Raw genomic sequence first — 25957 nt, 5'->3', positions numbered from 1 at the left:
CGAGGCGTGGAAGAGACCACGGGGGTCGAGTGCGGACTGCCCGACATCGCCGGATGCACCGTCGACGAACTGCGCGCGCTCCCCGGTTCCGTACTCGCGGTGGCCCTGGAGCGGCTGCAGACGGAGGCCGCCCAGTCCCATGACGACGAATACACCAGCTGGCAGGCGAGCGCCTGACCCACCCGCGGTCGACGTCGCGGCACTCCTCGACGAGGGCTGGCGGCCGGTCCCGCTGCGCCAGTTCGTCCTCAAGACCCGCAGCCGGTGCAACCTCGCCTGCGACTACTGCATCATCTACGAGCACGGCGACCGCACCTGGCGCCGTCAGCCCCGTGCCATGAGCCCCGCGACCCTGCGCCGCACCGCCGAGCGGATCGCGGAGCACGCGCGGCGCCACGGGCTGCGGCAGGTGCGGGTCGTGCTGCACGGGGGCGAGCCGCTGCTGGCCGGGCCCGAAGGGGTCGCCGAGGCCGTGCACACCGTGCGGGAGACCGTCCGGGAGGCGGGCGCCGAGACCGAGTTCACCGTCCAGACCAACGGCACGCTGCTCGACACCCGCATGCTGGACACGCTGGCCGAGCACCGGGTCCGGGTCGGTGTCAGCGTGGACGGCGACCGGGAGGCGCACGACGCCCACCGCCGCACCCGCGGGGGCCGGGGCTCCTACGACGACGTGCTGGCCGGACTGCGCCTGCTGTCCGGCTCCTACCCGCAGCTGTACGCCGGACTGCTGTGCACCGTGGACGCGGGCAGGGACCCGGTCGCCGTCTACGAGTCGCTGCTGGCGACCCGGCCGCCGCTGATCGACTTCCTGCTGCCGCACGGCCACTGGGGCGCCCCGCCCCCGGCACCGGCCGGGACGTACGGACGCTGGCTGGCCGCCGTCTTCGACCGCTGGGCCGACGCGCCGCGCAAGGAGACCTCCGTGCGGATCCTCGACGAGCTGCTGCACACCGTGCTCGGCGGACACAGCAGGCTCGACTGGGTGGGCGTGACCAGCAGCGTCTCCGTCTTCATCGAGGCCGACGGGTCCGTCCACCAGAACGACACGCTGCGCACCGGACCCGACGGCGCCTCCGACAGCGGCTTCGACGTCTTCCGCAACAGCTTCGACGAGGTCCTGCTGCACCCCGGATTCGCCGCCCGGCAGGCCGGGGAGCGCGCCCTGTCCGAGCAGTGCCTGCGCTGCCCGGAGCTGTCCGTGTGCGGCGGCGGCGAGTACGGGCACCGCTACCGCCCCGGCTCCGGCTACCGGGCGCCGACCGTGTACTGCACGGACCTGCTCCTGCTCATCGGGCACATCAGACGCCGGCTCGCACCCACCGCGGCGCCGACGTGATCGGGCCGTACGTCCTGCCGGACGACGTCTTCGACGCGCTGGCCGCCGGGGCGGGCGGCCGGCCCGCGGTGCTCCTGCTGCTCCGCGCCCGGCGCAGCCGCAACCTCCTGCTGCTGCGCCGGGCGCTGGACGGACCGTGCGGCCGGGCCGTCGAACCGGCCGCGGACCTGCTGGCCGGTGTCGAACGCGTCGCCCCCGGGGCGGCCCGGTCGGTGATCGACGGCCCCGCCTTCGGCACCTGGGCCGCCCGGACCCTGCGCGACTGCCCGGCGCACCACCGGGGCGAATGCGCCGGCCGGGACCTCGCCGCCCTCGCGGTCCTCGCGGCGGTACGCGCGGCCCGTCCGGCCCGGGTCACGGTGCCGGTGCGCGAGGGGCGGCTGCGACTGCCCGGCCTCGGCACGGTCACCGGGCTCGGCGAGACGCCCGAGGCCCTGGTCGTCGTCGAGGCGCCCGCCGGTGCCGAAGGTGTCCCGGGCACCTCGGCCGGAAGCTGCCGGGTCCGCGTCCTGACCGCCGCCGGGGAACGCGTCCTGCCGCGCGACCCGTCCCGCCCGGGGCACGGCTGGCAACCCGTCGCCGTGCTCGACGCCCGGCACCGGGGGCTGACGCTCCGGCTGCCGCTGGAGACCGCCGCGCCGGAACTGCCCGCGCTGGAGACGGCCAGCGCCGGCCCCGCGGCCTGGCAGGACCTCCTGCGGCAGGCATGGGAACTGCTGGTCGACAACCATCCGCGCCGGGCCGAGGAACTCGCGGCCGGACTGAACGGCATCGTGCCCCTGCCCGCCCCGGCGCGCGGCGTGGCCTCCGCGACCTCGCGGCACGCCTTCGGCACCGTGCTCACCTCCTGGCCGGCCGACCCCGAGCGGCTGGCGCTGACCCTGCTGCACGAGTTCCAGCACAGCAAACTCAGCGCCCTGACCGACCTGGTGACCCTGTACGAGCCCGGCGGCAGACCCCGGCTGTACGCGCCCTGGCGGCCCGACCCGCGACCCCCCGGCGGGCTGCTCCAGGGCATCTACGCCCACCTCGGCGACCTGGCCTTCTGGCAGGAGCGCAGCGGCAGCCGGCACGGGCCCGCGCAGGCCGACGCGGCCTGGCGCCTGGCACAGACCCGGGCCCACGTGGAGCGCGGCCTGACCGAGGCGGCGTCCCACGTCCGCCTCACCGCCCTCGGCACCCGCTTCCTCGAACGGCTCGCCCGGACCGTACGGGACGGGGACCGGGGTGGAACCGGGGCCGGTGACGGGAGCGGTGGTGAGCGGCTCGCGCGGGCCGTCGCCCGGGTACAGGCGGGTGACGAGGCCGTCTGGCGGCTGCGCTGGGCGGCCGTCGACGACGCCGGGACCGAACGGCTGGCCGCGCTGTGGCGGGCCGGCCGCCCGGCCGGCCCACTGCCCGCGGAGGACGTACGGGCGGCCACCGGCGCCGTGGCCGGGCCGGGCCCGGAGTTCGGGCGCTGGGCGGCACGGCAGCGGGGCGCGGAACGGGCCCGGCCGGCCCGCGAGGCGGCGGACGCGGTGCTCGCCGCGCCGGACCGGGCACAGGGATGGGCGGAACTCGCCGCGGCGGCCGCCGAGGAGGACCGACCCGGCGCGGACGTCCTGCGCGCCCGTACCGAACTCGTCCGCGACCTCTGCGTACGGCTCACCGCACGGCAGCCGGCGACGCCGCCCGACACGGCACGGCCCCGCCCGCCCGATCTGCTGGCCCTGGCGGCCTGGCTGGCGAACACGGCCGTGGGCCCGGATCCTTCCGGCGGGGGTCCGGCCGCGGATGCGGCAATGCCGCCCGGCGGGGTACCGCCCGGCCCGCCCGACCCGCTGGCCCTGGCGGCCTGGCCGGCGGACCCCGCCGTGGGCCCGGATCCTTCCGGCGGGGGTCCGGCCGCGGATGCGGCAATGCCGCCCGGCGGGGTACCGCCCGACCCGCTGGCCCTGGCGGCCTGGCTGGCGGGCACCGCCGTCGGCCCGGACACCCCCGGCGCGGGTCCGGCCGCGGACGAGGAGGAAGCCGTGCAGGGGGCCCCACAGGCCCGGGGCGCCCACCCGGCCCGAGGCCCGGGGCACGCCGGACGGGGGGAGCCGCCCGAGGCCGGCCCTGCTCCGGGGCCGCCCTCCGGTGACGGGCTCGCGGTCCCGGCGGAGTCCGGCTCCGCTCAGGCGCCCATGGAGCCGGCCCGTTCGCCCGGCCCGGACCCGGCCGCCGACGAGGGGCCCGTGGCCCCGGCCCCGCCCGGCCCCGGAGAGGGACCAACCGCCGGGGCCGAGCCCGGCGGAGGCGGGACGCCCGGTCAGAAGACCGGTGTCTCGATGTCGCAGAACGCGCGCTCGCCCCTGGCGAAGACCTCGGCGACCGGGTAGTCCCGGCCCAGGGTGCGGGCGAAACGGGTCAGGACGTCGTCGAGGAGCGCCTCGGCCTCGTCGTCCCGGCCCAGTGCGCGCAGGTCGTGCGACAGGTTGCCGCCGCAGACCAGGGTCACCGGGTGGTCCGGGCCGACGGTCGCCCGCAGTGCCTCCAGATGCCGGCCGTCGGCCCGCGCCGCCTCCTCGTGGCGGCCCGCCGAGTGCAGGTCGTTGGCGAGGTTGACCCCGCAGCGCAGCGTGCAGTTGTGCTCCGGACCGAAACGGGCCGTCAGCTTCTCGTACGCCGTCAGGTTCAGGGACAGCGCCCGCTCGTGCTCGCCCAGCGCGCTGAGGACCAGGGCGTGGTTCGTCTCGGTCATCGGCAGGTACGGATGGTCCGCGCCGAACAACTGCTCGTACCCGGCCACGGTCTGCGCGGCCAGCCGCTCGGCGTCCTCCAGCTCGCCGCGCAGCAGCAGGTCGATGGCGTAGTTGCCCACCGCGGCCAGCGTGTTGAGGTCGCCCTCGCCGTACCGGGCCCGGTAGCGCTCCACCGTCCGCGACGACCGGTCGTACGCCTCCTCGTAGGCACCCATCGCGCGCAGCGAGACCGCGAGGTTCTTCGCCACGTCCAGGGTGGACGGGTGCTCGCGGCCCTGCCGGTCCCGCAGCTTCGGGTACAGCGCCCGCAGCGACTCGGTGGAGCCCCGGTAGTCGCCCAGCTCCCGCTGGTCCCGGGCGTAGTTGGCCGCCACCACCAGCGTGACCGGGTCGTCGGGGCCGAAGATGCGCACCCGCCGCTGGTAGGTGTCCGCGTCCAGCTCCAGCGCCTCCTGGAAACGGCCGAGCAGCCGCAGGTCCAGCGCGTGGTTGGCGGCCGACATCAGCGCCAGCGGATAGTCCCGCCCGAAGCTCCTCGTCAGCCGCTCCAGGGTGTCGGCGTCCCGCTCCGTGGCCTGCTCGAAGTCGCCCAGCACCCGCAGGTCCGCCGCGTTGCTGTTGGCGATGGCCAGCGTCTCCTCGTGGTCCTCGCCGAACACCCGGCGGGCCCGCACCAGCAGCTCAGCGTTCAGCTCCCGGGCCTCGTCGAAACGGCCGAAGTTGCGGATCAGCGTGGCGTAGGAGCGGGTGGTGCGCATCGTCTGCGGATGGTCGTCGCCCAGCCGCTGCTGCCACTCCTTGCGGGCGAATTCGGCCAGCTCCGTGCCGCCGGTGTAGTCGCCGTGCAGGTACAGGTAGCGGATCTCGTTGATGACCAGGTCCCGCACCTCCCGGTGGTCGCACTCGACGGCCCGGGTGGGCCGGATGTGCGGCCGCAGCTCGGAGTAGCGGCGCCAGTTGTCGTTGTCCTCCGGCTCCTGCGGGTCGGCGGCGGCCAGCAGCACGTGGGTCAGGTGGTAGGTGTCCTCCTGCTCCTGCTCCGACATCTGGTTGAAGAGCACCGCCTGCACCAGCCGGTGCATCTGGAGACTGTTGCTGCGGTGGTCGATCCGGGCGAGCGCGAGCCGGCCGATCTCCCGGGTGGCCAGGCCCAGTTCGACCGGATCGCGCAGCGCCTCGGCGAGCGGCGAGGGCAGCGGGGCGAACGCGGCGCTGCGCAGCATGGCCCAGCTGATCGGCTCCGGGGCCATGCAGGAACACAGCCGCAGCAGTTGCACGGCCGCCGGACTGCGCCGCTCCAGGCGCTCCATCGCCAGGTTCCAGGTCGCCACCACGGAGTGCGGGTACCCCGAAGGGACGGAGGTGTCCAGCAGCCGGTCCGCGTGCTCGCGCAGCAGCTCCAGGTACTCGTCGACCGACATCGCCGTCTCCGCGTGCCAGGCACCGGCCTGCTCCACCGCGAGCGGCAGGTCGCCCAGCGCCTCCGCGAGGCGGGAGGCGTCCTGCGTGGGCATGCCCGGCACCCTGCGCTGGAGGAAGCGGACCGACTCCTCGCGGGAGAAGACGTCCACCGAGACGGGGTGCGCGTGACCGGCCCAGCTCTGGTTGCGGGACGTGATCAGGATGTGCCCCTCGCCGGAGGGGAAGTACTCCTCCAGGTCCTCGGGCCGGTCGGCGTTGTCGAAGACCAAGAGATACCTGCGGTAGGGAGAGCCCCGGCGCAGCGCGTCGAGGACGAGCGGAAGCGCCTCGTCACCGCTGGGCCCGGCCTCCAGGCCCAGGTGCGGCGCGAGAGCGGCGATGGCGGAGCGGACCAGGGCCGGGTCCTCGGCGTTGATCCACCAGATCAGCTGGTACTGGGACTGGTAGCGGTAGATGTACTCCACCGCCAGTTGGGTCTTGCCCACCCCGCCGAGACCGAAGAACGCCTGCGGCACGATGGCCGCGCGCCGGTCGGCCAGCCGGTCGTGCAACTGGGTGATCAGCTCGCTGCGTCCGGTGAAGTTGTGGTTGCGCGGCGGGATGCGCCGGCCCCACACCTGCGGCACGGTCTCCTCGAAACGCACCGGACGGGTGAGCGTCGGAAGGGTGCCCGTCGGAGCCGGCGCGGTCTTCGAGGGGCCGTTGACGCCGACCGGGTGAGAGGCGGACTCGGCCACGGATGGATCCCTTCCCGCTGTGTGCCGTGACTGTTCCCCCGTCGCCGCGGACGTCCCCCCGGTCCGGGTGCCGGGACCGGCTGTGCGGGGGCGGCCGGCGCCCGTTTCGATGGCTCCACTGGTGGATGTGGTGTCAGTCACACCGTCATCGTAGGGCGACTTCGGTGGACGATCTCCTCCGGGCGTTTGCTGCCGGGAGATGAGATCCCGCAGTTCGCGCGCGCGGGCGGCGAACCCGCCGCCCAGGGCGTCCGCGACCGCCGCGTCGACCTTGGCGAAGGGCAGGCTCTCGACGCTGATCCGGGAGGGCAGCCCCCGCGACGGATCGGTCAGCGTCGCGTCGAACCGGTACGGCGCCGAGGAGTGCTCCGCCAGATAGCCCGACACGGCGGTCAGGACCCGGCGGCTCTCCTGCCGGTGCAGCGAACCCAGCAGCAGCGACCGCACGGTCTCGGGAAAGTCGAACTCGGTCTGCTCGGCCGGGCGGGGCTGCGCCGGCACCGGGTGCAGCAGGCCGGACAGGAAGACCTCGGCCAGGTGCGAGGGGGTGGTGCGCGGCGCCATCACCTGCTGCACCAGACGCATCACCGGCAGGAACAGCGGAGCGGCGGCGAGATATCCGGCCAGTTCGAAGGCCTGCGGCGAGGCCTCCGCGCGGAACGCCAGCACCCGGTCGAGGGGCGACAGCCGCTCGTCCGGCACCGCGGACCCCGGGCCGACCGGACGCGGGCCCGACCCCTGCTCCGGCTCCGGACGCGGGGCGGTGTCCGTCCGCACCGCGTACCCCTGGAACGGCGAGGACTCGGGGCGCGCGACCAGCCGCGCCCACATCTGCAGGGCCGCCGGGGCGAGTTCGACCACGGGCACCAGCAGCCCCGGCCGGTCGGCGTCCGAGCGCAGGTCCGTGTTGGGGGCGCCGGGCCGGGACGCCTTGAGCGCGACGGGCAGCGGCCGCAGCGCGGTGCGGTGCCACAGCCGCCGGTCCAGCGGCTGCACCAGCGCCGTCGGACCGCCGCGCGCCCAGCTGGCCAGCAGCCGGTGCGCCGCGCCCGAGCACCACCCGGGCCCGATCGCGTCACTGAGGACCAGGACCGCGCCGCGCGGGGAGTGCGGCAGGTGCCGGTCCGCACCGGTGGTGGAGCGGCGGGCGCCGCCGTCCGGCCACGGCGGCGGGGTGGCGCGCACCGTCACGGAGCCGTCCGGCAGGTGCTCCAGCCAGCGCACGGTGAGGGAGCGGAAGGCCCCCACCCGGCGCAGCACCGCGCGCAGTTCGGTCACCGCGCCGTCCCACAGCACCATCGACTCGCCGGTGTCCACCACGAGTACCAGGTCCAGCCAGGGTTCCTCAGCCGGCACCAGCACCGGCTCCCAGACGTCCGTCTCGGCCGCCCGGTCGGCCGTCGCCTCCTCGTCCAGCCGGTGCCGGACGCTGGACGCGGCCCGCCGCCGCAACGGCCGCAGGGCCTTGGCCAGCTCCGCCGTCCCGGCCAGCGGCCGCACCCCCGGTGACCGCACCGGCAGCGCCGGTACCGGGGTGCCCGTACGGCCGTCCGGCGCGCCGGTGCTCCGCACGTGCAGCCGGGGCTCCCCGGCCCCCGGCACGGCCCCCTCGGACCAGGTGTCGTCCGGCGCCGGGCCGGGCGGGTCCGCCGGTGGCCGGGCACCCGACCGGCGGCGCGGTGAGCCCGGCTCCAGCTGGCCCGCGATCCCGGCCAGCCGGGGTGCGCCCGTGGGCGTCCGGGCGGGCTGCTGGTCCTGGGGCGCGCGGGCCAGCCGCGCCGCGAGCCACAGGACCTCGGCGATCTCCCGGGCGTCCGGAGCGGGGCGCTCCGGCGGTTCGTACGACATCAGGGCCCCGTCTCCAGGTGCCGCCACAGGGTGCGCAGCAGGTCGTGCCACTGCTGCGGGTCCTCGTCGGCACCGGCCCGCGCCAGCTGGATGGCGCTCAGCAACTGGTCCACGGCGACGCTCCCGTTGCTCTGCTCCGCGAGGAACGCCTCCACCAGGGGCGCCGCCTCCTCCAACGCGTCGGCGCCCAGGTGCGCGGCGACGATCGCCGCCAGCCGGTCGGGACCCGGCTGCTCGATGTCGTAGCGCAGGCAGCGGCGGGCGAAGGCGGCGGGGAACTCCCGCTCCTCGTTGGAGGTGATCACCACGAACGGGAAGGCCCAGCACTCCACCTCGCCCTCCGTCACCGGGGCGCTCTGCCCGTCCGCCGTCCGCACCGGGACGGTGCGCTGCTCGGGCGGCAGCCGCAGCAGCTCCTCGACGGTGAAGCGGCCCTCCTCGAACACGGTGAGCAGGTCGTTGGGCAGATCGATGTCGCTCTTGTCCAGTTCGTCGACCAGCAGGACCCGCGGCCGGCGGCGGGGGAGCAGCGCCGTGCCCAGCGGTCCGAGCCGCAGGAAGCGGCCGATGTCGCCGGTGCCGTCCCCGGTCTCCAGCCCGGCGCGGCGCAGGTTGGCCTCGTGCAGCCGGCCGATGGCGTCGTAGGCGTACAGGCCGTCCCGCAGCGTGGTGCGCGAGGTCACCGGCCAGTGCAGGACGGGGCCGAGGCCCAGCTCGTAGGCGACCGCGTGCGCGAGGGTGGACTTGCCGGTGCCGGGGCGCCCGGTCAGCAGCAGCGGGCGGCGCAGCAGCAGCGCGGCGTTGACCGCGTCGACCAGACCGTGGTCGACCTGGAAGACCCGCCCGCGCCGGGTGTCGGCGGGCTGCGGGGGCACGGGCTCGTCCTGCGGCGGCATGCCCTGCTGCAGCGGGCGCCAGCTCGGCGGATCGGGCAGTCGTTCGATGCCGTTGTGCGGGACACCGTCACCGCGGTAGATCCACCACGCCGGCGGCTGCGGGGCTGCGGACTCGGTCACGACGGGGCACCTCCGGGAGCGGGAGCTGGTGGGGTCAGGGGTGTGTGCGGGGGCAGCCGGTCGAACGGGTCCCACAGGAAGCCCAGCCGCAGACCGCCCCCGACCCGCGGCCGGGCCGCTCCCGGCCGCGACGACCACTCCCCGCGGCGGGCCCGCAGCACCTCCCCGGGCAGCGTGCGCGCCCCGGCGGCCCGCAACCGGTCCGGCAGATCGGTGGCGACGGACGGCCCGTCCTGCTCGTCGTGGGCCCAGACCAGGGCCGGCACCCCCGCGTCCAGGGCCGCGTCGAACTCGGCGTCGGGGGCGCGCCTGCGGGGCACCCGCGGCGGGAACCCGAGGACCAGGGCCAGCGGCCCGTCGTCCGCGTACAGCGCGGAGAACAGCGCCTCGTAGGACGAACCGTCCTGGTTCCGGGCGGGGACCACCGCGACCACGCCCTCTCCGGAGAGTGCGGACAATGCCTTCATCCTGTCCCACTTCCGGGACCAGTTATGCCCCCAGTCGACCCATTCCGACGCGTTCTGGCGCTCGAGGCTGCGCACGGCGACGGGGTGTACGACCCCCAGACGCACCTCTGCGCCGCTCGGCGTCGTGATCGGCAGGCCGTCGACCGGCCGGCCCAGCAGTTCCCGGGGCAGGACGAACTCCACGAACAGGTCGGGGGAGTCGATGGCCTTCTCCCGGCGCATCCGGATGATCTCGTCCACCACGAGCCGCTCCAGCCGCCCCAGACGCATGGCCTCGGTGTACTGCTGCACCGCCTCCCGCGGAGCGCCCTCGTGCTGCCGGAACACGTCGAGCAGGTAGTGCCGGCTCGGCGACGCCGGAGTGATCCGGAAGGTGGCGTACGTCCACCGGGTGCCCGCCCCGCCCGGACGCACCCGGCGCTCGAGGAGCGGACCGGGATCGACCGCCGGGGTGCAGTGCCCCGCCCGGCCGCGCACCCAACGGGCCAGTTCCTGGCCGCGGGGCCCGGGGACCCGCCGGGACAGCGCGGCGACGAAGGTCAGCAGCGGCGGCACCGGCCGGCCCGCCTGGGCGATGTGCCGCAGGTCGTGCACGATGCCGAGGATGTCCTCGGGGGAGCCCTGCCAGGGGCGGCGCACCGGCCCGAGCGCGTCGTCGCGCAGCGCCACCAGGCCGGGCATCGCCAGCCGGCCGTCGAGCAGCAGCCGGTAGAGGTCGTCCATGGCCTCGTCGTCGAACGGGCCGTCGTCCGGGTCCGGCGGCTCCGGCGCGGGCAGCGGCGCGGGACGGTCACCGGACAGCGCCAGCGCCGCCCGTAACGGGGGCCAGTCGCGAGCCAGCCGCTCCAGCGGGATCATCCAGGTCACGCCCGCCTCGGGCGACTTGTCGCGCAGCACGGCGAGCCCGGCGACGCGGGACGTCGCGGCGTCCCGGACCCCGCAGCCGCTGTAGCCGCGGGCCACCCGGCGGCCGGTGTCCGGCGCGTCGTTCAGCTGGATCAGCGCCGACTCCGGGCCGCCCCGGCCGGCCATCAGGCAGTCCGCCCACACCCCGTGCGGCTGGCCCTGCGGATAGCCGTACACCTGCATGGGCCGCTTGGCGGCGTAGTCGCCGGTGGAGAGATGGGCGTGCGAGGTGGGGAACTGGCCGTTGGCCTGCCCCAGGTCGCCGTGCAGGGTGAGCACCGAGACGTCCTCGTGGTGGCTGCCGCCCGTGTAGCGGTGGCCGCCGCCCGGGGAGCCGGTCAGCTTCAGCCCGCTGCTGAGGGTCACCGTGACGGTGGCGTGCGGGTCGTCCTCCAGACGTCCGCCCATGGCCGACGTCACGACGTGGGCGCAGGTCAGCACATAGCGGGGCGGGACGATGACCCCGCCGCCGACCGGGTTCCCGGCCGGGCCGAGGATGCTCACCTGCCAGTCGTCGGTGACGGCCGTCCGTACGACCGGTTCCGCCGCCAAGGCGCCCTCCCCCCGTCCGCCACCGCAGGCCCCGACCGTCTGCGGAGCCGCCATAGTAGCGGTCCCCGCCGGGGGAAGCAGAGGGGGCAACAACCCTTTGCGGACGGCCGGTTGACCATGGGTTCGGCCTGTTGGGCCGCCGGGTCAGCGGATCGTGATGGTGACGGTCGAACCCTCGGGAGCGGTGTCCCCGCCGTCCACGGACTGCTTCTTGACGGTGTCGCCGAACAGCCCGAGCAGACCGCGGTCCTCGTCCACCTCGAAGCCCGCGTCCTCGAGCTTCTGCTTGGCGTCGTCCACGCTGTCCCCGACCACGTCCGGGACCTCGATCATCCGGGGCCCCTTGGACACCGTGAGGGTCACCGTGTCCCCCTCGGCGGCGCGGCCGCCCGGCTCCGGCGTCTGCCGGGCCACCTGGCCGCTGTCGTACTCCGAGTTCACCCGCTCGTCGGCGACCTTCACCTTCAGGCCGGCCCCCTCCAGCTCGGCCCGCGCCTCGTCCAGGTCGTCGCCCGTGACGTCCGGGACGTCGATCGGGCTGCCCTTGCTGACCACCAGGGCGACCGCCGAGCCCGCGCGCACCGTGGTGCCCGACCCGGGCTTGGTGGAGATCACGAAGCCCTTGGCCACCTCGCCGCTGAACGCCCGGGTCACCATGCCCGGCTCCAGCCCCTCGTCCTCGAGGAGCGTCCGGGCCTTGTCCAGCCGGTAGCCCGTGACGTCCGGCAGCTTCACGGTGTCGGGACCGTCGGAGACGGTGAGCGACACTGAGTCGTTCTTCCGGATGCGGTCGCCCACCCCCGGGTCGGTGCTGATGACCTTGCCGCGCTCCACGGTGTCGCTGTACGCGTGCCGAACCTTGCCGACGTCGAGACCGGCGTCGTCCAGCCGGTCGCGGGCCTGCGCCTCGGTCTTGGACAGCAGCGGCGGCACCTTGGTGAACTGGCCGGAGTTGATGTACCAGACGCCCGTGCCGATCCCGAGCACCAGCAGGACGGCCACGACGACCGTCAGGGGCCCGCGGCGCAGCCGCAGCCGCCGGGACGGGGAGGGAGCCGGCGGGGGAGCGGCCAGCCGGCTGGTGCGGTTGATGCCGTCCGCGCCGAACCCGCCGTCCGAGGCGAAGCGAGCCTCCGTGCCGTCGGTCTCGTCGTCCTCGTTGACGGGCAGCGGCCGGGGCATCGTCAGCGCGCGCGGGATCACGCTCGTGCGGTCCTCGGCGTTGTCGTGCTCCGCGGTGAGCGCCTGCGGCGGGACCGCGTCCAGCTGCGCCGTGCTCAGCGCCTGACGCGCCTCGCGGGCCCGCGCGAGCAGCGCCACCGCGTCGTGCGGCCGGACCTCCGGGTTGCGCGCGGTGGCCGCGGCGACCAGCTCGTCCAGCTCGTACGCCAGCTCCGGCACGGCGGCCGAGGGCGGCGGCACGTCCTCGTGGAGGTGCTTGTAGAGCACCGCCGCGGGTGAGTCCCCGTCGTGCGGCTTGGCGCCGGTCAGCATCTCGTACAGCAGGACCCCGCACGCGTACACGTCGACCCTGGGGTCGGCGGTCCCGTGCTCGATCTGCTCGGGCGCCAGATAGGAGACGGTGCCGAGGACGGCACCGGTGGTGCTGGTGACGGTGTTCACGGCCCGGACCAGGCCGAAGTCGGCGACCTTGACCCGGCCGTCGTCACCTATCAGCACGTTCTCCGGCTTCATGTCCCGGTGCACGAACCCCGCCCGGTGCGCGGCGCCCAGCGCGGCCAGGACCGGCTCCAGGATGTCCAGCGCGGCCCGCGGCCTGAGCGCCCCGCGCTCGCGCAGCACGTCCCGCAGGGTGCAGCCCGCGATGTACTCCATCGCCAGGTAGACGTACGCCCCCTCGGCCCCCTGGTCGAAGACCTGGACGACATTGGGGTGGTCGAGCCGGGCCACGGACTTGGCCTCGCGGATGAACCGCTCGACGAAGGTGGCGTCGGCCGCGAGCGTCGGGTGCATCACCTTCAGCGCGAGCACGCGGTCCAGGCGGGTGTCCACGGCCCGGTAGACCGTGGCCATCCCGCCGACCGCGATCCGCGCCTCGACGCGGTACCGGCCGTCGAGCACCTGCCCGACGAGAGGGTCCTGAAGGGTCGTGTCCACGCACGTGAGTCTACGAGCCACCACGGACACCCCCGCGCCGCCGCCCGAAATCGGGGCGGGACTGAAGCGCACCTGTGACGTATCGAACACAGCTGCGGGCAGTCGTGCGACACCCCCCCGCTGCGGGCAGTCGTGCCGCTGGGGCGGCACGGGTGGGCGCAGCGGCACCCCGCAACGCCGGGCCGCGCCCCCGCCCCCGCCCCGCACAACGCCGGTGCCTAAAAGGCAGGCCGCTCCGGATCCAACACCGCCAAGCCCTCCGCAGGAGACGACGCCTCGGCGAAATGCCGCCGCGGAATCCGCCCGGCCCGCCGGGCCAACCGCCCCGCCTCCACCCCCGCCCGCATGGCGGAAGCCATCAGCACCGGCTCCTGCGCCCGCGTCACCGCCGAGGCGAGCATCACACCCGCGCACCCCAGCTCCATCGCCAGCGCCACGTCCGACGCCGTACCGGCCCCCGCGTCCAGGATCACCGGCACGCGCGCGTGCTCCACGATCAGCTGGAAGTTGTGCGGGTTGCGGATCCCGAGCCCGGACCCGATCGGCGAGCCCAGCGGCATGATCGCCGCGCACCCGACGTCTTCCAGCTTCCGCGCGAGCACCGGGTCGTCGTTGGTGTACGGCAGCACCGTGAACCCGTCGTCGACCAGCGTCTCCGCCGCGTCCAGCAGCTCGACCGGGTCCGGCAGCAGCGTGCGCTCGTCGGCGATGACCTCCAGCTTGACCAGGTCCGTGCCGAGCGCCTCGCGCGCCAGGCGGGCGGTGAGCACCGCCTCCCCGGCGGTGAAGCAGCCGGCCGTGTTCGGCAGCACCCGGATGCCGAGCCGCTCCAGCACGGACAGCACGGACCCGTGCACCGAGGCGTCCACCCGCCGCATCGCGACGGTCGTCAGCTCCGTCCCGGAGGCCACCAGCGCGCGCTCCAGCACCTCCAGGCTGGGCGCCCCGCCCGTACCCATGATCAGGCGGGACGCGTATGTCGTGCCGCCGAGGACGAAGGGATCGTCGGCCATGGTCAGCCTCCTTGGACGGCGGTGAGGACCTCGACGCGGTCGCCCTCGGTCAGCGCGGTGGCCGACCACCGCGCGCGCGGGACGACGGTCTCGTTCAGGGCGGCGGCCACTCCGGACGGGGCCCGGGTGAGCGTGCCCACCAGGGCGTCCAGGGCGGTGCCGGGAGCCACCTCGCGCGGCTCGCCGTTGACGGAGATGTTCATGCGGGCTGCTCCGAGAGTGCGGGGACGGCGCCGAAGCTCCGGGGGCCGAAGCGTCGGGGGCTGAAGGGACGGGCCTCCTCCGGCAGCTCCCCGCCGGTCAGGACGTCCGCCATGACGTCGCCGGTGACGGGGGTGAGCAGGACCCCGTTGCGGTAGTGACCGGTGGCCAGCAGCAGACCGTCCAGGTCGGTTCTGCCGAGCAGCGGGGCGTTGTCCGGGGAGCCGGGGCGCAGACCGGCGCGGGTCTCCGTGAGGGGCAGCTCCGTGATGCCGGGCACCAGCTCGTGCGCGTCGCGCAGCAGCTCGTAGACGCCGCCCGCGGTGACCGTCGTGTCCCAGCCCAGTTCCTCGCTGGTGGCGCCGACGACCAGCTCGCCGCTCTCCCGGGGCACCAGGTAGACGTGGTTGCCGCGCACCACGGCGCGCACGGTCCGGTTCAGCAGCGGTGCCCCCACCCCCGTCCGCGGCATGGTCAGCCGCAGCACCTGCCCCTTCACCGGCCGTACCGGCGGCAGTACGGCCTCCGGCACGCCCGTGAGCCGCCCGCTCAGGCTGCCCCCGGCCAGCACCACCTGCCCGGCCTCCAACGCCGTGGCGTCGGCGGTGACGACCCCCGTGGCCCGCTCCCCGCGCCCGACGGTGAGCCGCTCGGCCCACTCCCGGTGCAGGACGACGCCCTCGCGTTCGCAGGCGGCCAGCAGCGCGTGGGCGAGCCGGCGCGGGTCGATCTGGTGGTCGCCGTCCACCCGCAGGCCCCCGCGCACGCCCGGCGCGAGCATCGGCTCCAGACGTCGGCACTCGCGCCCCGACAGCCACTCGGACTCCAGGCCGGAGCGCTGCTGGAGGGCGTGCAGTTCGCGCAGGTGGGCGCGGTCGTCGGCGTCCAGCGCGACGGCGAGGGTGCCGCAGCGGCGGTAACCGAGGTCGTGGCCGGTCAGCTCGGTCAACTCGGCCGCGAACTCCGGATAGCGGCGGGCGGAGGCGAGGTTCAGCGCGAGCAGGGTCTCCTCGCCGTAGTGCAGCTCCGTGACGGCGGCCAGCATCCCGGCCGCCACCTGGGCCGCCCCGCCGCCCGGCTCGGGGTCCACGAGCGCGGTGACCAGCCCGCGCCGCGCGGCCCGCCAGGCGGTGACGAGCCCGATGATCCCGCCGCCGACGACGAGCACGTCGGGTGTTCGGGATGTGCGAGGTGTGTGCACAGGCGTGTGTGGTGGAGACGACATGGGCGTCCAGCCCCTCCCTTCGCCGGCATGACCCGGATCAGGTTCGTACGGTCGGAGGCCGCCAGCCTCCCTCTCAGCCCGGTGCGTCCGGGCTCCCGCGAGTGCCTTACGTTGGCCACCCTAGCCCGCAGCGCAACGCACGTGTAAGGGAGCCTCCACCCGTGGCGCGTTCACTCGACGGTCTCGTCCTCGCCCCCGTCGCCGACCAGGCGCCCGGCCAGGTGGGCACCCGGACCCGGTTCACCTACCACGAGCAGGACGGCGCCGTGTGGGCCGAGTACGAGGGGGGTGACGTCGTCCGCGGGCGGCTGGTGGGCACCAGGGAGGGTGACCGCCTCGACTTCCGGTACGTGCAGCTCAAGGCCGACGGCAGCACGTCGTCGGGGCACTGCGTCTCCACCGTCGTCGAACTGCCGGACGGGCGCGTGCGACTGGACGAGACCTGGGAGTGGGAGTCGCAGCCGGGCAGCGGGACCAGTGTGGTGGAGCAGCTCACCGCGCACGGGCGATGACCGGCGAATCGCCGGGTGTCTATGGTGGTCAGGTGAGCGAGCAGACGCGGGAGCAGGGACCGGCGGCGGAGGCGGAGCGGCGCGCGGTCGTCGTGGGCGCCGGGATGGCGGGCGTGCAGACCGCGGTCGCCCTGCGGGAACAGGGCTTCACCGGTCCGGTGACCCTGATCGGCGCGGAGCCGCACCAGCCGTACGACCGGCCCCCGCTGTCCAAGGCCGTCCTGCTCGGCACCGCCGAGGGCTCCGCCTTCGACGTCGACTTCGAGGGGCTCGGCATCACCCTGCGGCTGGGCTGCGAGGCCCTGGGCGTCCGCCCCGGCGAGCACCTCCTGGACACCTCGGCGGGGCCCGTGCCGTACGACGTCCTGGTCCTCGCGACCGGCGCCGAACCGGTCCGGCTTCCGGGCGCCGAGGGCGTGCCCGGCGTGCACCTGCTGCGCACCCTGGACGACGCCGAGCGGCTGCGGCCGGTACTCGCCCGGCAGCACGACATCGTGGTGGTCGGCGCGGGCTGGATCGGCGCCGAGTTCGCCACCGCCGCGCGCGAGGCGGGCTGCGCGGTGACCGTGGTGGAGGCCGCCGACCGGCCGCTGGCCGACGCACTGCCCGCCGAGGTCGCCGCGCCGATGACCGCCTGGTACGCCGACGCGGGCGCCGAACTGCGCACCCGCGCGCGTGTGGAGCGGGTGGAGGCGGGCGGCCCCGGCGAGTCCGGCCGGGTCGTCCTCGACGACGGCACCCGGTTGCCCGCCGACGCGGTCGTCGTCGGCATCGGCGCCCGCCCCGCCACCGGCTGGCTGGCCGGCTCCGGGATCGCCCTCGGCGCGCACGGCGAGGTCCTGGCCGACGACCGCCTGCGCGCCTCGGTGCCGGACGTCCACGCGGTCGGCGACTGCGCCTCCTTCCCCTCCGCCCGCTACGGGGAGCGGCTGCTGGTGCACCACTGGGACAACGCCCTCCAGGGCCCGCGCACGGTCGCCGCGGACATCGTCGGCGCCCCGGGCGGCGAGGTCCCGGCGGCCTACGACCCGGTGCCCTACTTCTGGTCCGAGCAGTTCGGCCGCTTCGTCCAGTACGCCGGTCACCACGCGGCCGCCGACACCACCCTGTGGCGCGGCGATCCCGCGGGTCCGGCGTGGACGGTCTGCTGGCTGCGCGAGGGCCGCCTGGTCGCCGTGCTGGCGGTGGGCCGCCCCCGTGACCTGGCGCAGGGCAGACGCCTGATCGAGTCGGGGGCGACGATGGACCCGGAACTGCTTGCCGACCCGGCGAAGCCGCTGAAGGCGGCGACGGCGGCCACGGCGTAGTCAGGTTTCCGACTGTCAGTGCCAGGTGGCAGGCTGGAGGCGTGACCGAGATTGACGCAAAGACCGATGCTCTCGTGCCCGCCTGGCTCACCGTTCCCGACATCGCCGAGAAGCTCGGTGTCGAGGTGACCCGGGTACGCCAGCTGATCAAGGAAGGCCAGCTCATCGCCGTACGCCGCGGTGAGAACCGCGCCCTGCACATCCCCGCGGCCTTCATCGACGAGGACAAGGTCGTCAAGGGCCTGGTCGGGACCCTGACGCTGCTGCGCGACGACGGCTTCACGGCCGAGGAGATGCTGGAGTGGCTCTTCACGCCCGACCCGAGCCTGCCCGGCACCCCGGCCCAGGCCCTGAGTGAGAATCGCGGCACGGAGGTGAAGCGCCGAGCCCAGGCGCTCGCCGTCTGACCGGCCCCGTCGCCGATCAGCCACACCGCCCGGCGTGCGGTCCACGCACGCCGGGCGCCCGCGCCCGTACGCCACCGGCACGGGGCCCGTCGTGGGCCCACGCCACTCACCGGGGGGACACCCGCATGCCCGACACCGCCGCCACCACCGCCCGCGCCCGGCTCGCCGACGCCCGGCTCTACCTGTGCACGGACGCCCGCCGGACCCAGGGCGACCTGCCCGAGTTCCTGGACGCCGTGCTCGCCGGCGGCGTCGACATCGTGCAGCTGCGGGACAAGGGGATGGAGGCGGCGGAGGAGCTGTCGCACCTGGAGGTCTTCGCCGACGCCTGCGCCCGCCACGGCAAGCTCCTCGCCGTCAACGACCGCGCGGACGTCGCCCACGCCGCCCGGGCCGACGTGCTGCACCTCGGCCAGGGCGACCTGCCGGTGCCCGCCGCCCGGGCGATCCTCGGCGACGAGGTCCTGATCGGCCGCTCCACGCACGCCGAGTCCGAGGCCGCCGCTGCCGCCGCCCAGGAGGGCGTCGACTACTTCTGCACCGGTCCGTGCTGGCCGACCCCCACCAAGCCCGGCCGCCACGCACCCGGCCTCGACCTGGTCCGCAGCACGGCCGCGCTCGGCACCGACCGCCCCTGGTTCGCGATCGGCGGCATCGACCTGGGCAACCTCGACGAGGTGCTGGACGCGGGCGCCCGGCGCGTGGTCGTCGTCCGAGCGATCACCGCCGCCGACGACCCGGGCGCGGCGGCGGCCGAGTTCGCGAAGCGGCTGCGGCAGGCGGCCCCGGCCCGGGCGTAGCCGCACGCCGTCGCGGCGCGTCGTCCCTGACGGGCAGGTGTCCAAGGGGTGGACAACAACTCGACAATGTGGACAAAAGTCCCGCATCCGGTTGGGTGACCGCCGCACCCTGGCTAACCTGCCCATATGGCCCTCGGAACCGCAAGCACGAGGACTGATCGCGCCCGCACGGTGCGTGACATCCTCGCCACCGGCAAGACGACGTACTCGTTCGAGTTCTCGGCGCCGAAGACGCCCAAGGGCGAGAAGAACCTGTGGAGTGCGCTGAGGCGGGTCGAGGCCGTGGCCCCGGACTTCGTCTCCGTGACCTACGGCGCCGGCGGCTCCACACGTGCGGGCACGGTCCGCGAGACCCAGCAGATCGTCGCCGACACCACGCTGACCCCGGTGGCGCACCTCACCGCCGTCGACCACTCCGTCGCCGAGCTGCGCAACATCATCGGCCAGTACGCCGACGCCGGGATCCGCAACATGCTGGCGGTGCGCGGCGACCCGCCCGGCGACCCGGGCGCCGACTGGATCGCGCACCCCGAGGGCCTGACGTACGCCGCCGAACTGGTCAGGCTCATCAAGGAGTCGGGCGACTTCTGCGTCGGCGTCGCGGCCTTCCCCGAGATGCACCCGCGCTCCGCCGACTGGGACACGGACGTCACGCACTTCGTCGACAAGTGCCGGGCCGGCGCCGACTACGCCATCACCCAGATGTTCTTCCAGCCCGAGTCCTACCTCCGGCTGCGCGACCGGGTCGCCGCGGCCGGCTGCGAGACCCCGGTCATTCCCGAGGTCATGCCGGTGACCAGTGTGAAGATGCTGGAGAGGTTGCCCAAGCTCAGCAACGCCTCGTTCCCACCGGAGCTGAAAGAGCGGATCCTCACAGCCAAGGACGATCCGGCGGCTGTACGCTCGATTGGCATCGAGTTCGCCACGGAGTTCTGCGCGCGGCTGCTGGCCGAGGGTGTGCCCGGACTGCACTTCATCACGCTCAACAACTCCACGGCGACGCTGGAAATCTACGAGAACCTGGGCCTGCACCACCCACCGCGGGCCTAGACCGGCCGCACGTATTTGCGACACACTGCGTAACGGCCACTGGGAGAGGGGCGTACATGGGCTGGACGGTCCTCTACATCGCGTTCGGCGTGGTCGCGCTGTGGCTGCTCGGCGAGGTGCTGCTGCAGTACAAGGCGCGGTTGCGCTGGCGGCTGCTCGCCTTCGGCGGCTTCGTCGGCGTCGTCGCCGGTGTGCTGATGTCCAACGTGCTCGTCATCGGTCTCGGCGCCGCCGCCTTCGCGGTCGGCCAGACCTACGTCACCCTGTCGTTCCGCCGTGGCTTCGAGGCCGGCTGGGCGGTCAACGCCCCGGCGAGCCTCGTCGGCAAGCGCGGACGTCCCGAACGGGGCCGCCAGGAGCCGACGTTGGAGGTCTCCGGGCTCGGCCCCGCCGAGGGCGACCGGGACCACCACGACGGGTACGACGAGCGCGCCCAGACGCCCGCCCCGGGCCAGGACGCCCCGCTCTACGGGCACGACGACTACGACCGCGACGACGTCTTCACCCCGGCCCGGCCCACCGCCGACCCCTCGGCCGCGGAGACCACCGCCGTCTACGAACCGCAGCCCATGCCGGACGACACCAACGCGTACGGCATCTACACCGACGCCGGTTACGGCACCGGCCAGCAGCAGGCGGCCACCGCGCCGGGCGCCGACCAGACCTACGCCTACGACTACTCCGGCTACGGCCAGCAGCAGGACTACGGCTACGACACCGGCGCCCAGCAGCAGTACGCCGCCTACTCCGACCCGTACATCGGCACCCACACCTACGGCGGCGGGGCCTACGACACCGGCGGCTACGAGACAACCGGTGCGCAGAACTACGGCCAGCAGGGATACGGCCAGGACCAGTACGCCACCGGCGCACCCGGCGGCTACGGCGGCGAGACCCCGGCCGGCGGGGTGTGGGTGCCGCAGCAGCGCAGCACCGACGACCCCTACGGCGGCGAACTCCCGCCCGAGCAGCAGCCGTACCCCTACCAGGGCGACGGCCGGCCGCAGGGTCAGGGCCAGGGGTACGACGAGCAGTACCGCTTCTGAGGAACCCGGCCGCTCACTGGGAGCCGCGGAACTCCGGTCCCTCCACCACGAGTCCGGCGACCAGCGCACCGGACATCCCCGCGTGCGGCAGCCCCCCGCCGGGGTGCGACCAGCCGCCGACGGTGAACAGGCCCTCCGTGCGCGTGCCGTTCGCCGGGTGCAGCAGCCGCCCGTCGGCACCCGCCAGCGACAGCACCGGAATCGCCCCGTCCGCCGTACCGGTGTCCGCCGCGACCTCGGCCGGGGTGCGCACCTCGTGCCACAGGAGGCGGTCGCGCAGGCCGGGCACGGCCCGCTCGGCGACCTCCGTCAACTGCTCGGCCCAGTGGGCGAACACCTCGGTCGTGGCCCAGTCGGACTCACCGCCCAGGGCGGGCACCGCCGCGCTGAGCGTCACCGCCTCGTGGCCCGCGTCCGGGACCAGCGCCGGGTCGTCGGGCCGCAGGACGGTGACGGTCGGCCGCGCGGCCATCCCGGGAGCGGCGCCGAACAGGCAGTCCAACTCCGCCTCGCGGTCCGCCGCGTGCACCACCGTGCGGTGTGCCGTGCCCGCCGGACGGCTGCCGCGCAGGGCCAGCAGCACCGTCAGCCGGCTCGACCCGCCGCGCTGCGCCGGCACCTCGTCCCCGCCGCGCACCGGCGCCCCGCCGCACAGTCGGTCCAGCACGTCCGGTGCCACGCCGGAGACCACGAACTCGGCCTCCGCCACGGCCCCTTCGGCCAGCTCCACGCCCGCCACCCGGCCGTCCTTCTCGACGACCCCGGTGACCTCGGCCTCGAAGCGGAACTCGACCCGGCGGGCCAGGCACCGCTCGTACACCGCCCGCGCCAGCTCCCGCAGCCCGCCGCCGCGCACGTACCAGACGCCGAACGCGTACTCCATGTACGGCAGGACGGCGGAGTTGGCCGGGGCGGTGCGGGGGTCCAGGCCGTGGGCGAGCGCGTGGCTCTCCAGCAGGGCGGCGAGCCGGGCGTCGCGCAGCTCCCAGGCGCCGACCTCGGCGAGCGTGCCGGCCCGGCGGGTGCGCAACAGCCGCTTGTGCGGGACCGCCGGATAGGGCTCGCGCTCGGCCAGCACCCGCCAGTTCGGCCACAGGGGCTCCTCCAGGAGGGGGCGGCGGGTGCGGTCCCAGGTCTCCCGGGCCCGCACCAGGAAGTCGCCCCAGCGCCGCCCGGCGTCCGCGCCGAGCGCGGCGTCCAGGGCGGCGACGACACCCGCCCGTGAGGCGTTCGGCAGCGAGACCTCCGTGCCGTCCGCGAACACGTGCCGGGACGACGGGTCGACCTGGACCAGGTCGACGCACGACTCCAGCGGCTCCTTGCCGGTCTTGACGAACAGATCGCGCCAGACCGCGGGCAGCGGGAGCAGACCGGGGCCGGTGTCGAAGGAGAACCCGTCCCGCTCGAACCGGCCCAGGGCTCCGCCGTACGTCCGCGTCCGCTCGTACACCACCACCCGGTGGCCCGCGACGGCCAGCCGGGCGGCCGCCGCCATGGCGCCCATCCCGGCGCCGATCACCGCAATCCGTGCCATGCCAGGGACTTTATCCGCCGCCACGGACACCGCCCTGCCAGGGCTGAGTACCGGAACGGACGTCCGGGTGACCGGTCGGCGGCGCAGCGCCGTGGCGTGGCGGGCCCAGGGGTGAGTAGCTGTACCTAGTGCGGCAGATGAGTACGCGCGCGGATGGGCTCCGACCTGTGAGAACGAGAGAGTGGAGACACGGAGAGGGGCACGGCTCCGGTACCGGCGGCACGGGGCGCCGGAACGGAGCCGGGCCCGCGATCCGCTCCTTCCGCCGACCGTGGTCGGCGGAAGCGAGACACGGGGGAGCCCGGAGGGACGACCGGCGACGGGAGTTCCGACGGGGGGACGTATGGGGGAGCAGAAGAAGGCGCCGGTCCGACGGCGGCCCGCGGGGGACGCGGCCACCACGGACCGGCGTTCTTCGTGCGTCACCCACCGCCGCCCGCTCAGCCCCGGCCGCTCACCCGTCCCTGGAGCAGTCGCGACAGCGCGGCGTGCACGTCGTCCAGGGAGCGCTCCGGCTGGAACGCCTTCCAGTCCAGCGCGGCCACCAGGACCATGCCGACGAGTGCGGCGGCGGTCAGCGGCACGTCGATCTCCTCGCTGAACTCACCGCCGGCCACCCCCTCGCGCAGCACGCCCTCCACCACCGCCACGGCCTGCTGCCGGACCACCAGCAGCGTGGACTGCCAGGCCCGGTTGGTGCGCCACAGCTCGGCCACGTACAGCTGGGTGAAGGCGGGATAGCGGTCGATGAAGACGAGTCCCGCGCGGATCATCGCGTCCAGGGCGTCGACCCGGCCGCCGCCCTCCCGCGCCGTCCGTTCCGCGGCCTCGCGCAGCGAGGCGGTCAGCAGGCCGACACCGTGCCGCAGCAGCTCCTCGAAGAGGACGGACTTGCTGGCGAAGTTGTAGTAGACCGTGCCCTTCGCGACCCCGGCCCGCTCGGCGATCTCGTCCACGGTGGTGGCGGAGAAGCCCTGCTCGGCGATGAGCGTGACCGCCGCCTCGTAGAGCTTCTGCCGGGTGGCCTCGCGACGGCTGCCGCTCTGCGAGGCGGTGCTGCTGCTTTCCATGGTCCCGATTCTCACAGCACCCGGCCCGGCCCGTTCACCGCAGGCCCGCCCGGGGCCCGAACCGAACTGTCGATCGAATCAAAAGTCCAGGTCAGAACGGATTGTCAGTGCCATACCTCACGATGGGCACATACGGCACCTCCTGCCAGGAGCGTGCCGTCACGCAGACGACAGGAGGATCGTCATGGCCCACTCGTCCGCAGCCGCCGCCCGGCGGCGCCGCGCAGCCGGCCCTGCACCCTCACTGACCGGACCGGCGAGCGACGTGCACCCCGTGCTCCGCCGGACGACCGCCCCGCCCGCCGCCCTCGACCTGCTCGCCCAGGCCCGGGCCGGACTGGAGGAGGCCACCGCACTCGAGACGCCGAACGAGCGTTACGCGACGGCCCACCTCGCCGCCCTGCGCACCGCCGCCGCCGTACTGGCCGCGCGCGGCCGCCCGGAGACCAGCCCGCGGGCCAGGGCCCGCATCCGCAGCGCCTGGGAGGTGCTGCCCGAGATCGCCCCCGAGCTGTCCGACTGGAGCGCGCTGTTCGCGTCCGGCGCGCGACGCCGGGCCCGCGCCGAGGCCGGCATCCAGGGCGCGGCGGGCCGCCGGGACGCCGACGACCTGATACGCGACGTGGCGATGTTCCTGCGCCTGGTGGAGCGGATGCTGGTCCTCCAGCCGGTCCTGCCCCAGCCCCGCCCCGACGCGGACCCACCGGGCCCGGAGCGGCCCGGCAGCTCCGACGCGGCTCCCCCGGGCCGCGACCTGCCGGACGCGGGGTGAGCACACGGGGAGACGGGGTGCTCGGCGGGTGCGGCGCAGGCAATAGGGTGGGAGTCGCCTGAAGCCTCCCCCTCCCGCACCGGGCCGGGGGCGGCAGCCCGTTCCGCTCCGCCCGAGTCCGAGGCGGTGCCGCGCCGAGGAGTCAACTGCCGTGTCGGACCCGATGCGCCCGCCCGCCTCCCAGCCCCGACCGCACCCGGCGGCTCCGCGCTCCGAGCCCTCCCGATCCCGGTCGGCCCTGCGTACCGCCGTGGTCTGGGACGTCCTCCAGGACGCCCTGGACCGCCGGGTCAAGGCCACCGGCCGCCAGACGCTGGACGTCCTCGACACCGGCGGCGGCAGCGGCAACTTCGCGGTGCCCGTGGCCGGGCTCGGCCACCGCGTCACCGTCGTGGACCCGAGCCCCAACGCCCTGTTCGCCCTGGAGCGCCGGGCCGCCGAGGCCGGCGTCGCCGACCGCGTCCGAGGCGTCCAGGGCGACGCCGGCGGCCTCTTCGACGTGGTCGAGCGCGGCGGCTACGACGCGGTGCTGTGCCACGGCGTCCTGGAGTACGTGGACGACCCCGCGGAGGGAGTGCGCAACGCGGTGGCGGCCCTGCGCGCCGACGGCGTCCTCAGCCTGCTCGCCGCGGGCCTGGGCGGCGCCGTGCTGGCGCGTGCCCTGGCCGGCCACTTCACGGAGGCCCGGCAGGCCCTGGACGACCCGGACGGCCGCTGGGGCACGGGTGACCCCGTGCCGCGCCGGTTCACCGCCGAGCAGCTCACCGGGCTGGTCGAGGCGGCCGGGCTCCGGATCGGCGCCGTGCACGGAGTGCGGGTCTTCGCCGACCTCGTCCCCGGCGCGCTGGTGGACACCGAGCCCGGGGCCATGGACGCGCTGCTGAAGCTGGAGGCCGCGGCGGCCGAACTCGCCGCGTTCCACTCCGTGGCCACACAGCTCCATGTGCTCGGTGAGACGCGAGGGGCCGACGGGGCCTGAGCCGACCGGTGGGGTAAGGCGCTGATCAGGGGCGCGACTGCAGATGGAGTACGCCACAGGCCCCCCGAACGGGGGGCAGTCGCCGTATGATCGAGGGAGACCGCCCGGCATGACGGGTCGGCCGCTGGGGAATGGGACCTTCAGCGAGCCGGTACGGCCATGACGGAGTCCGGTTGGTCAATTGGCGCAGAGGGGCGGGTTTCACGGGGGCGATTCCCTGCCTATCCTGAAGGGACCCCCCGGGTCGCCCCGGCGACTGCACGATGAGGAGGACTCCGTGCCGCTCTCGGAGCACGAGCAGCGCATGCTCGAGCAGATGGAGCGAGCGCTGTACGCCGAAGATCCCAAGTTCGCGACAGCGCTCGAGGGAAGCGGGCTGCGTACGTACACCCGGCGACGGGTCTACCAGGCGGTCGCGGGCTTCCTCGTAGGTATTGCGCTCCTCATGGCCGGTATGGTCGCCCAGCAGGTGTGGCTCAGCGTGGTGGGTTTCCTCGTCATGCTGGGGTGCGCGGTGCTCGCCGTGACCGGCTGGCGCAAGGCCCCCAAGCCGGGCGAGCAGCAGCAGGCGGCCGGTGCCGGCCCGCAGGCAGCACGCCGCCAGGGACGACAGAAACGCTCCATGATGGACCGCATCGACGAGCGTTGGCAGCGTCGCAGAGACGAGCAGCAGGGCGGCCAGTAGCGCCGCCGAGCAGCTGCTCACCAGGACATCCGCGTGAGGGGGTGACCACCGTCCGGGTGGTCACCCCCTCACGCGCGCCCATGAGCAGCCCCTGAGGGCACCACCCTGCGACGGCACGGACGCCCCGCCAGTCAGCCCCGAGTCCCACCGGCGGCCGACGTGCTCACCCCATCGGCCGGACGGGACGCGCGCCGTTCTCTCGGGCCGTCGGGATCGGGCCAGTGG

Annotated in this window: 21 protein-coding genes and 1 riboswitch; of the genes, 12 read left to right on the top strand and 9 right to left on the bottom strand. The window is 74.9% G+C overall.

Annotation, left to right across the window (positions count from 1 at the left end; genetic code table 11):
- The first annotated feature begins 6 nt into the window (after positions 1 to 6).
- Genes IE258_RS30665 through IE258_RS30655 form a run of 3 tightly spaced genes read left to right on the top strand, consistent with a single transcriptional unit; the run spans position 7 to position 3702 of the window.
- Positions 7 to 177: an FxSxx-COOH-like cyclophane-containing RiPP peptide gene (locus IE258_RS30665; RefSeq protein ID WP_159330091.1), complete on the top strand. Its 171-nt coding sequence runs from the start codon at positions 7 to 9 to the stop codon at positions 175 to 177.
- Positions 140 to 1339: an FxsB family cyclophane-forming radical SAM/SPASM peptide maturase gene (locus IE258_RS30660; RefSeq protein WP_189748960.1), complete on the top strand. Its 1200-nt coding sequence runs from the start codon at positions 140 to 142 to the stop codon at positions 1337 to 1339. Before IE258_RS30665 ends, IE258_RS30660 begins: the two co-directional genes overlap by 38 nt.
- On the top strand, positions 1336 to 3702 hold the full coding sequence (locus tag IE258_RS30655) for an aKG-HExxH-type peptide beta-hydroxylase (protein WP_189748958.1): 2367 nt from the start codon (positions 1336 to 1338) through the stop codon (positions 3700 to 3702). Before IE258_RS30660 ends, IE258_RS30655 begins: the two co-directional genes overlap by 4 nt.
- On the opposite strand, the gene fxsT is transcribed toward IE258_RS30655, so the two are convergent.
- The 7 genes from fxsT to thiO all read right to left on the bottom strand — a co-directional run bounded on the left by fxsT (position 3633) and on the right by thiO (position 15570).
- The gene (gene fxsT, locus IE258_RS30650; RefSeq protein ID WP_189748957.1) at positions 3633 to 8072 is read right to left on the bottom strand and encodes an FxSxx-COOH system tetratricopeptide repeat protein; all 4440 of its coding nucleotides are present in this window, start codon (positions 8070 to 8072) and stop codon (positions 3633 to 3635) included. The two genes, IE258_RS30655 and fxsT, sit on opposite strands and share 70 nt — an antisense overlap.
- Entirely contained in the window at positions 8072 to 9088 is a 1017-nt protein-coding gene (locus tag IE258_RS30645) for an AAA family ATPase (RefSeq protein ID WP_229892515.1), read from the bottom strand. The genes fxsT and IE258_RS30645 overlap by 1 nt, the downstream gene beginning before the upstream one ends.
- Positions 9085 to 11013 (bottom strand): VMAP-C domain-containing protein, encoded by a 1929-nt coding sequence (locus tag IE258_RS30640; protein ID WP_189748955.1) that lies wholly within the window; start codon positions 11011 to 11013, stop codon positions 9085 to 9087. Before IE258_RS30640 ends, IE258_RS30645 begins: the two co-directional genes overlap by 4 nt.
- Before the next feature lie 144 nt (positions 11014 to 11157).
- Positions 11158 to 13131 carry a Stk1 family PASTA domain-containing Ser/Thr kinase gene (pknB, locus tag IE258_RS30635; protein ID WP_189748953.1) on the bottom strand — a complete coding sequence of 658 codons (1974 nt, stop codon included), beginning with the start codon at positions 13129 to 13131 and terminating at the stop codon, positions 11158 to 11160.
- Positions 13132 to 13349: 218 nt separating this feature from the next.
- Positions 13350 to 14144 (bottom strand): thiazole synthase, encoded by a 795-nt coding sequence (locus IE258_RS30630; protein WP_189748951.1) that lies wholly within the window; start codon positions 14142 to 14144, stop codon positions 13350 to 13352.
- Between the two features lie 2 nt (positions 14145 to 14146).
- Positions 14147 to 14347, bottom strand: a complete 201-nt coding sequence (gene thiS, locus IE258_RS30625) for a sulfur carrier protein ThiS (RefSeq protein ID WP_189748949.1) — start codon at positions 14345 to 14347, stop codon at positions 14147 to 14149.
- Entirely contained in the window at positions 14344 to 15570 is a 1227-nt protein-coding gene (gene thiO, locus IE258_RS30620) for a glycine oxidase ThiO (RefSeq protein ID WP_189748947.1), read from the bottom strand. The genes thiS and thiO overlap by 4 nt, the downstream gene beginning before the upstream one ends.
- Positions 15568 to 15679, bottom strand: a riboswitch (TPP riboswitch). It overlaps the preceding gene by 3 nt.
- A 52-nt stretch (positions 15680 to 15731) precedes the next feature.
- Here thiO and IE258_RS30615 point away from each other — a divergent pair.
- The 6 genes from IE258_RS30615 to IE258_RS30590 all read left to right on the top strand — a co-directional run bounded on the left by IE258_RS30615 (position 15732) and on the right by IE258_RS30590 (position 20692).
- Positions 15732 to 16082 carry an avidin-fold protein gene (locus tag IE258_RS30615; RefSeq protein ID WP_189748946.1) on the top strand — a complete coding sequence of 117 codons (351 nt, stop codon included), beginning with the start codon at positions 15732 to 15734 and terminating at the stop codon, positions 16080 to 16082.
- Positions 16083 to 16114: 32 nt separating this feature from the next.
- Positions 16115 to 17389: an NAD(P)/FAD-dependent oxidoreductase gene (locus IE258_RS30610; RefSeq protein WP_189748944.1), complete on the top strand. Its 1275-nt coding sequence runs from the start codon at positions 16115 to 16117 to the stop codon at positions 17387 to 17389.
- 41 nt (positions 17390 to 17430) lie between these two features.
- Positions 17431 to 17796 (top strand): Rv2175c family DNA-binding protein, encoded by a 366-nt coding sequence (locus IE258_RS30605; protein ID WP_127896972.1) that lies wholly within the window; start codon positions 17431 to 17433, stop codon positions 17794 to 17796.
- Positions 17797 to 17921: 125 nt separating this feature from the next.
- Positions 17922 to 18596, top strand: a complete 675-nt coding sequence (gene thiE / locus IE258_RS30600) for a thiamine phosphate synthase (protein ID WP_189748942.1) — start codon at positions 17922 to 17924, stop codon at positions 18594 to 18596.
- A gap of 126 nt (positions 18597 to 18722) precedes the next feature.
- On the top strand, positions 18723 to 19646 hold the full coding sequence (gene metF, locus IE258_RS30595) for a methylenetetrahydrofolate reductase [NAD(P)H] (protein ID WP_189748940.1): 924 nt from the start codon (positions 18723 to 18725) through the stop codon (positions 19644 to 19646).
- Between the two features lie 56 nt (positions 19647 to 19702).
- Positions 19703 to 20692, top strand: a complete 990-nt coding sequence (locus IE258_RS30590) for an SCO2102 family sporulation regulator (RefSeq protein WP_189748937.1) — start codon at positions 19703 to 19705, stop codon at positions 20690 to 20692.
- Positions 20693 to 20705: 13 nt separating this feature from the next.
- Here IE258_RS30590 and IE258_RS30585 read toward each other — a convergent pair whose 3' ends face one another.
- A complete protein-coding gene (locus IE258_RS30585; protein WP_189748935.1) occupies positions 20706 to 22226 on the bottom strand; it encodes a phytoene desaturase family protein in 1521 nt (506 codons plus the stop codon).
- Positions 22227 to 22666: 440 nt separating this feature from the next.
- Positions 22667 to 23296 carry a TetR/AcrR family transcriptional regulator gene (locus IE258_RS30580; RefSeq protein ID WP_159330602.1) on the bottom strand — a complete coding sequence of 210 codons (630 nt, stop codon included), beginning with the start codon at positions 23294 to 23296 and terminating at the stop codon, positions 22667 to 22669.
- Positions 23297 to 23480: 184 nt separating this feature from the next.
- Between IE258_RS30580 and IE258_RS30575 the strand changes: the two genes are divergently transcribed.
- The 3 genes from IE258_RS30575 (at position 23481) to IE258_RS30565 (ending at position 25732) form a co-directional block, all read left to right on the top strand.
- A complete protein-coding gene (locus IE258_RS30575) occupies positions 23481 to 24068 on the top strand; it encodes an SAV_6107 family HEPN domain-containing protein (RefSeq protein WP_189748933.1) in 588 nt (195 codons plus the stop codon).
- A 151-nt stretch (positions 24069 to 24219) separates the two neighbouring features.
- Positions 24220 to 25047, top strand: coding sequence for a methyltransferase (locus IE258_RS30570; protein WP_189748931.1), 828 nt, complete (start codon positions 24220 to 24222; stop codon positions 25045 to 25047).
- Between the two features lie 277 nt (positions 25048 to 25324).
- Entirely contained in the window at positions 25325 to 25732 is a 408-nt protein-coding gene (locus IE258_RS30565) for a spore wall synthesis complex protein (protein WP_011028137.1), read from the top strand.
- Positions 25733 to 25957: the final 225 nt, after the last annotated feature.

It is taken from the genome of Streptomyces tendae, from assembly GCF_014650435.1.
In the GTDB taxonomy this organism is placed as follows: domain Bacteria; phylum Actinomycetota; class Actinomycetes; order Streptomycetales; family Streptomycetaceae; genus Streptomyces; species Streptomyces tendae.
The sequence above is the reverse complement of the archived record's forward strand: the minus strand, read 5'-3'. Positions and strand labels throughout refer to the sequence as shown.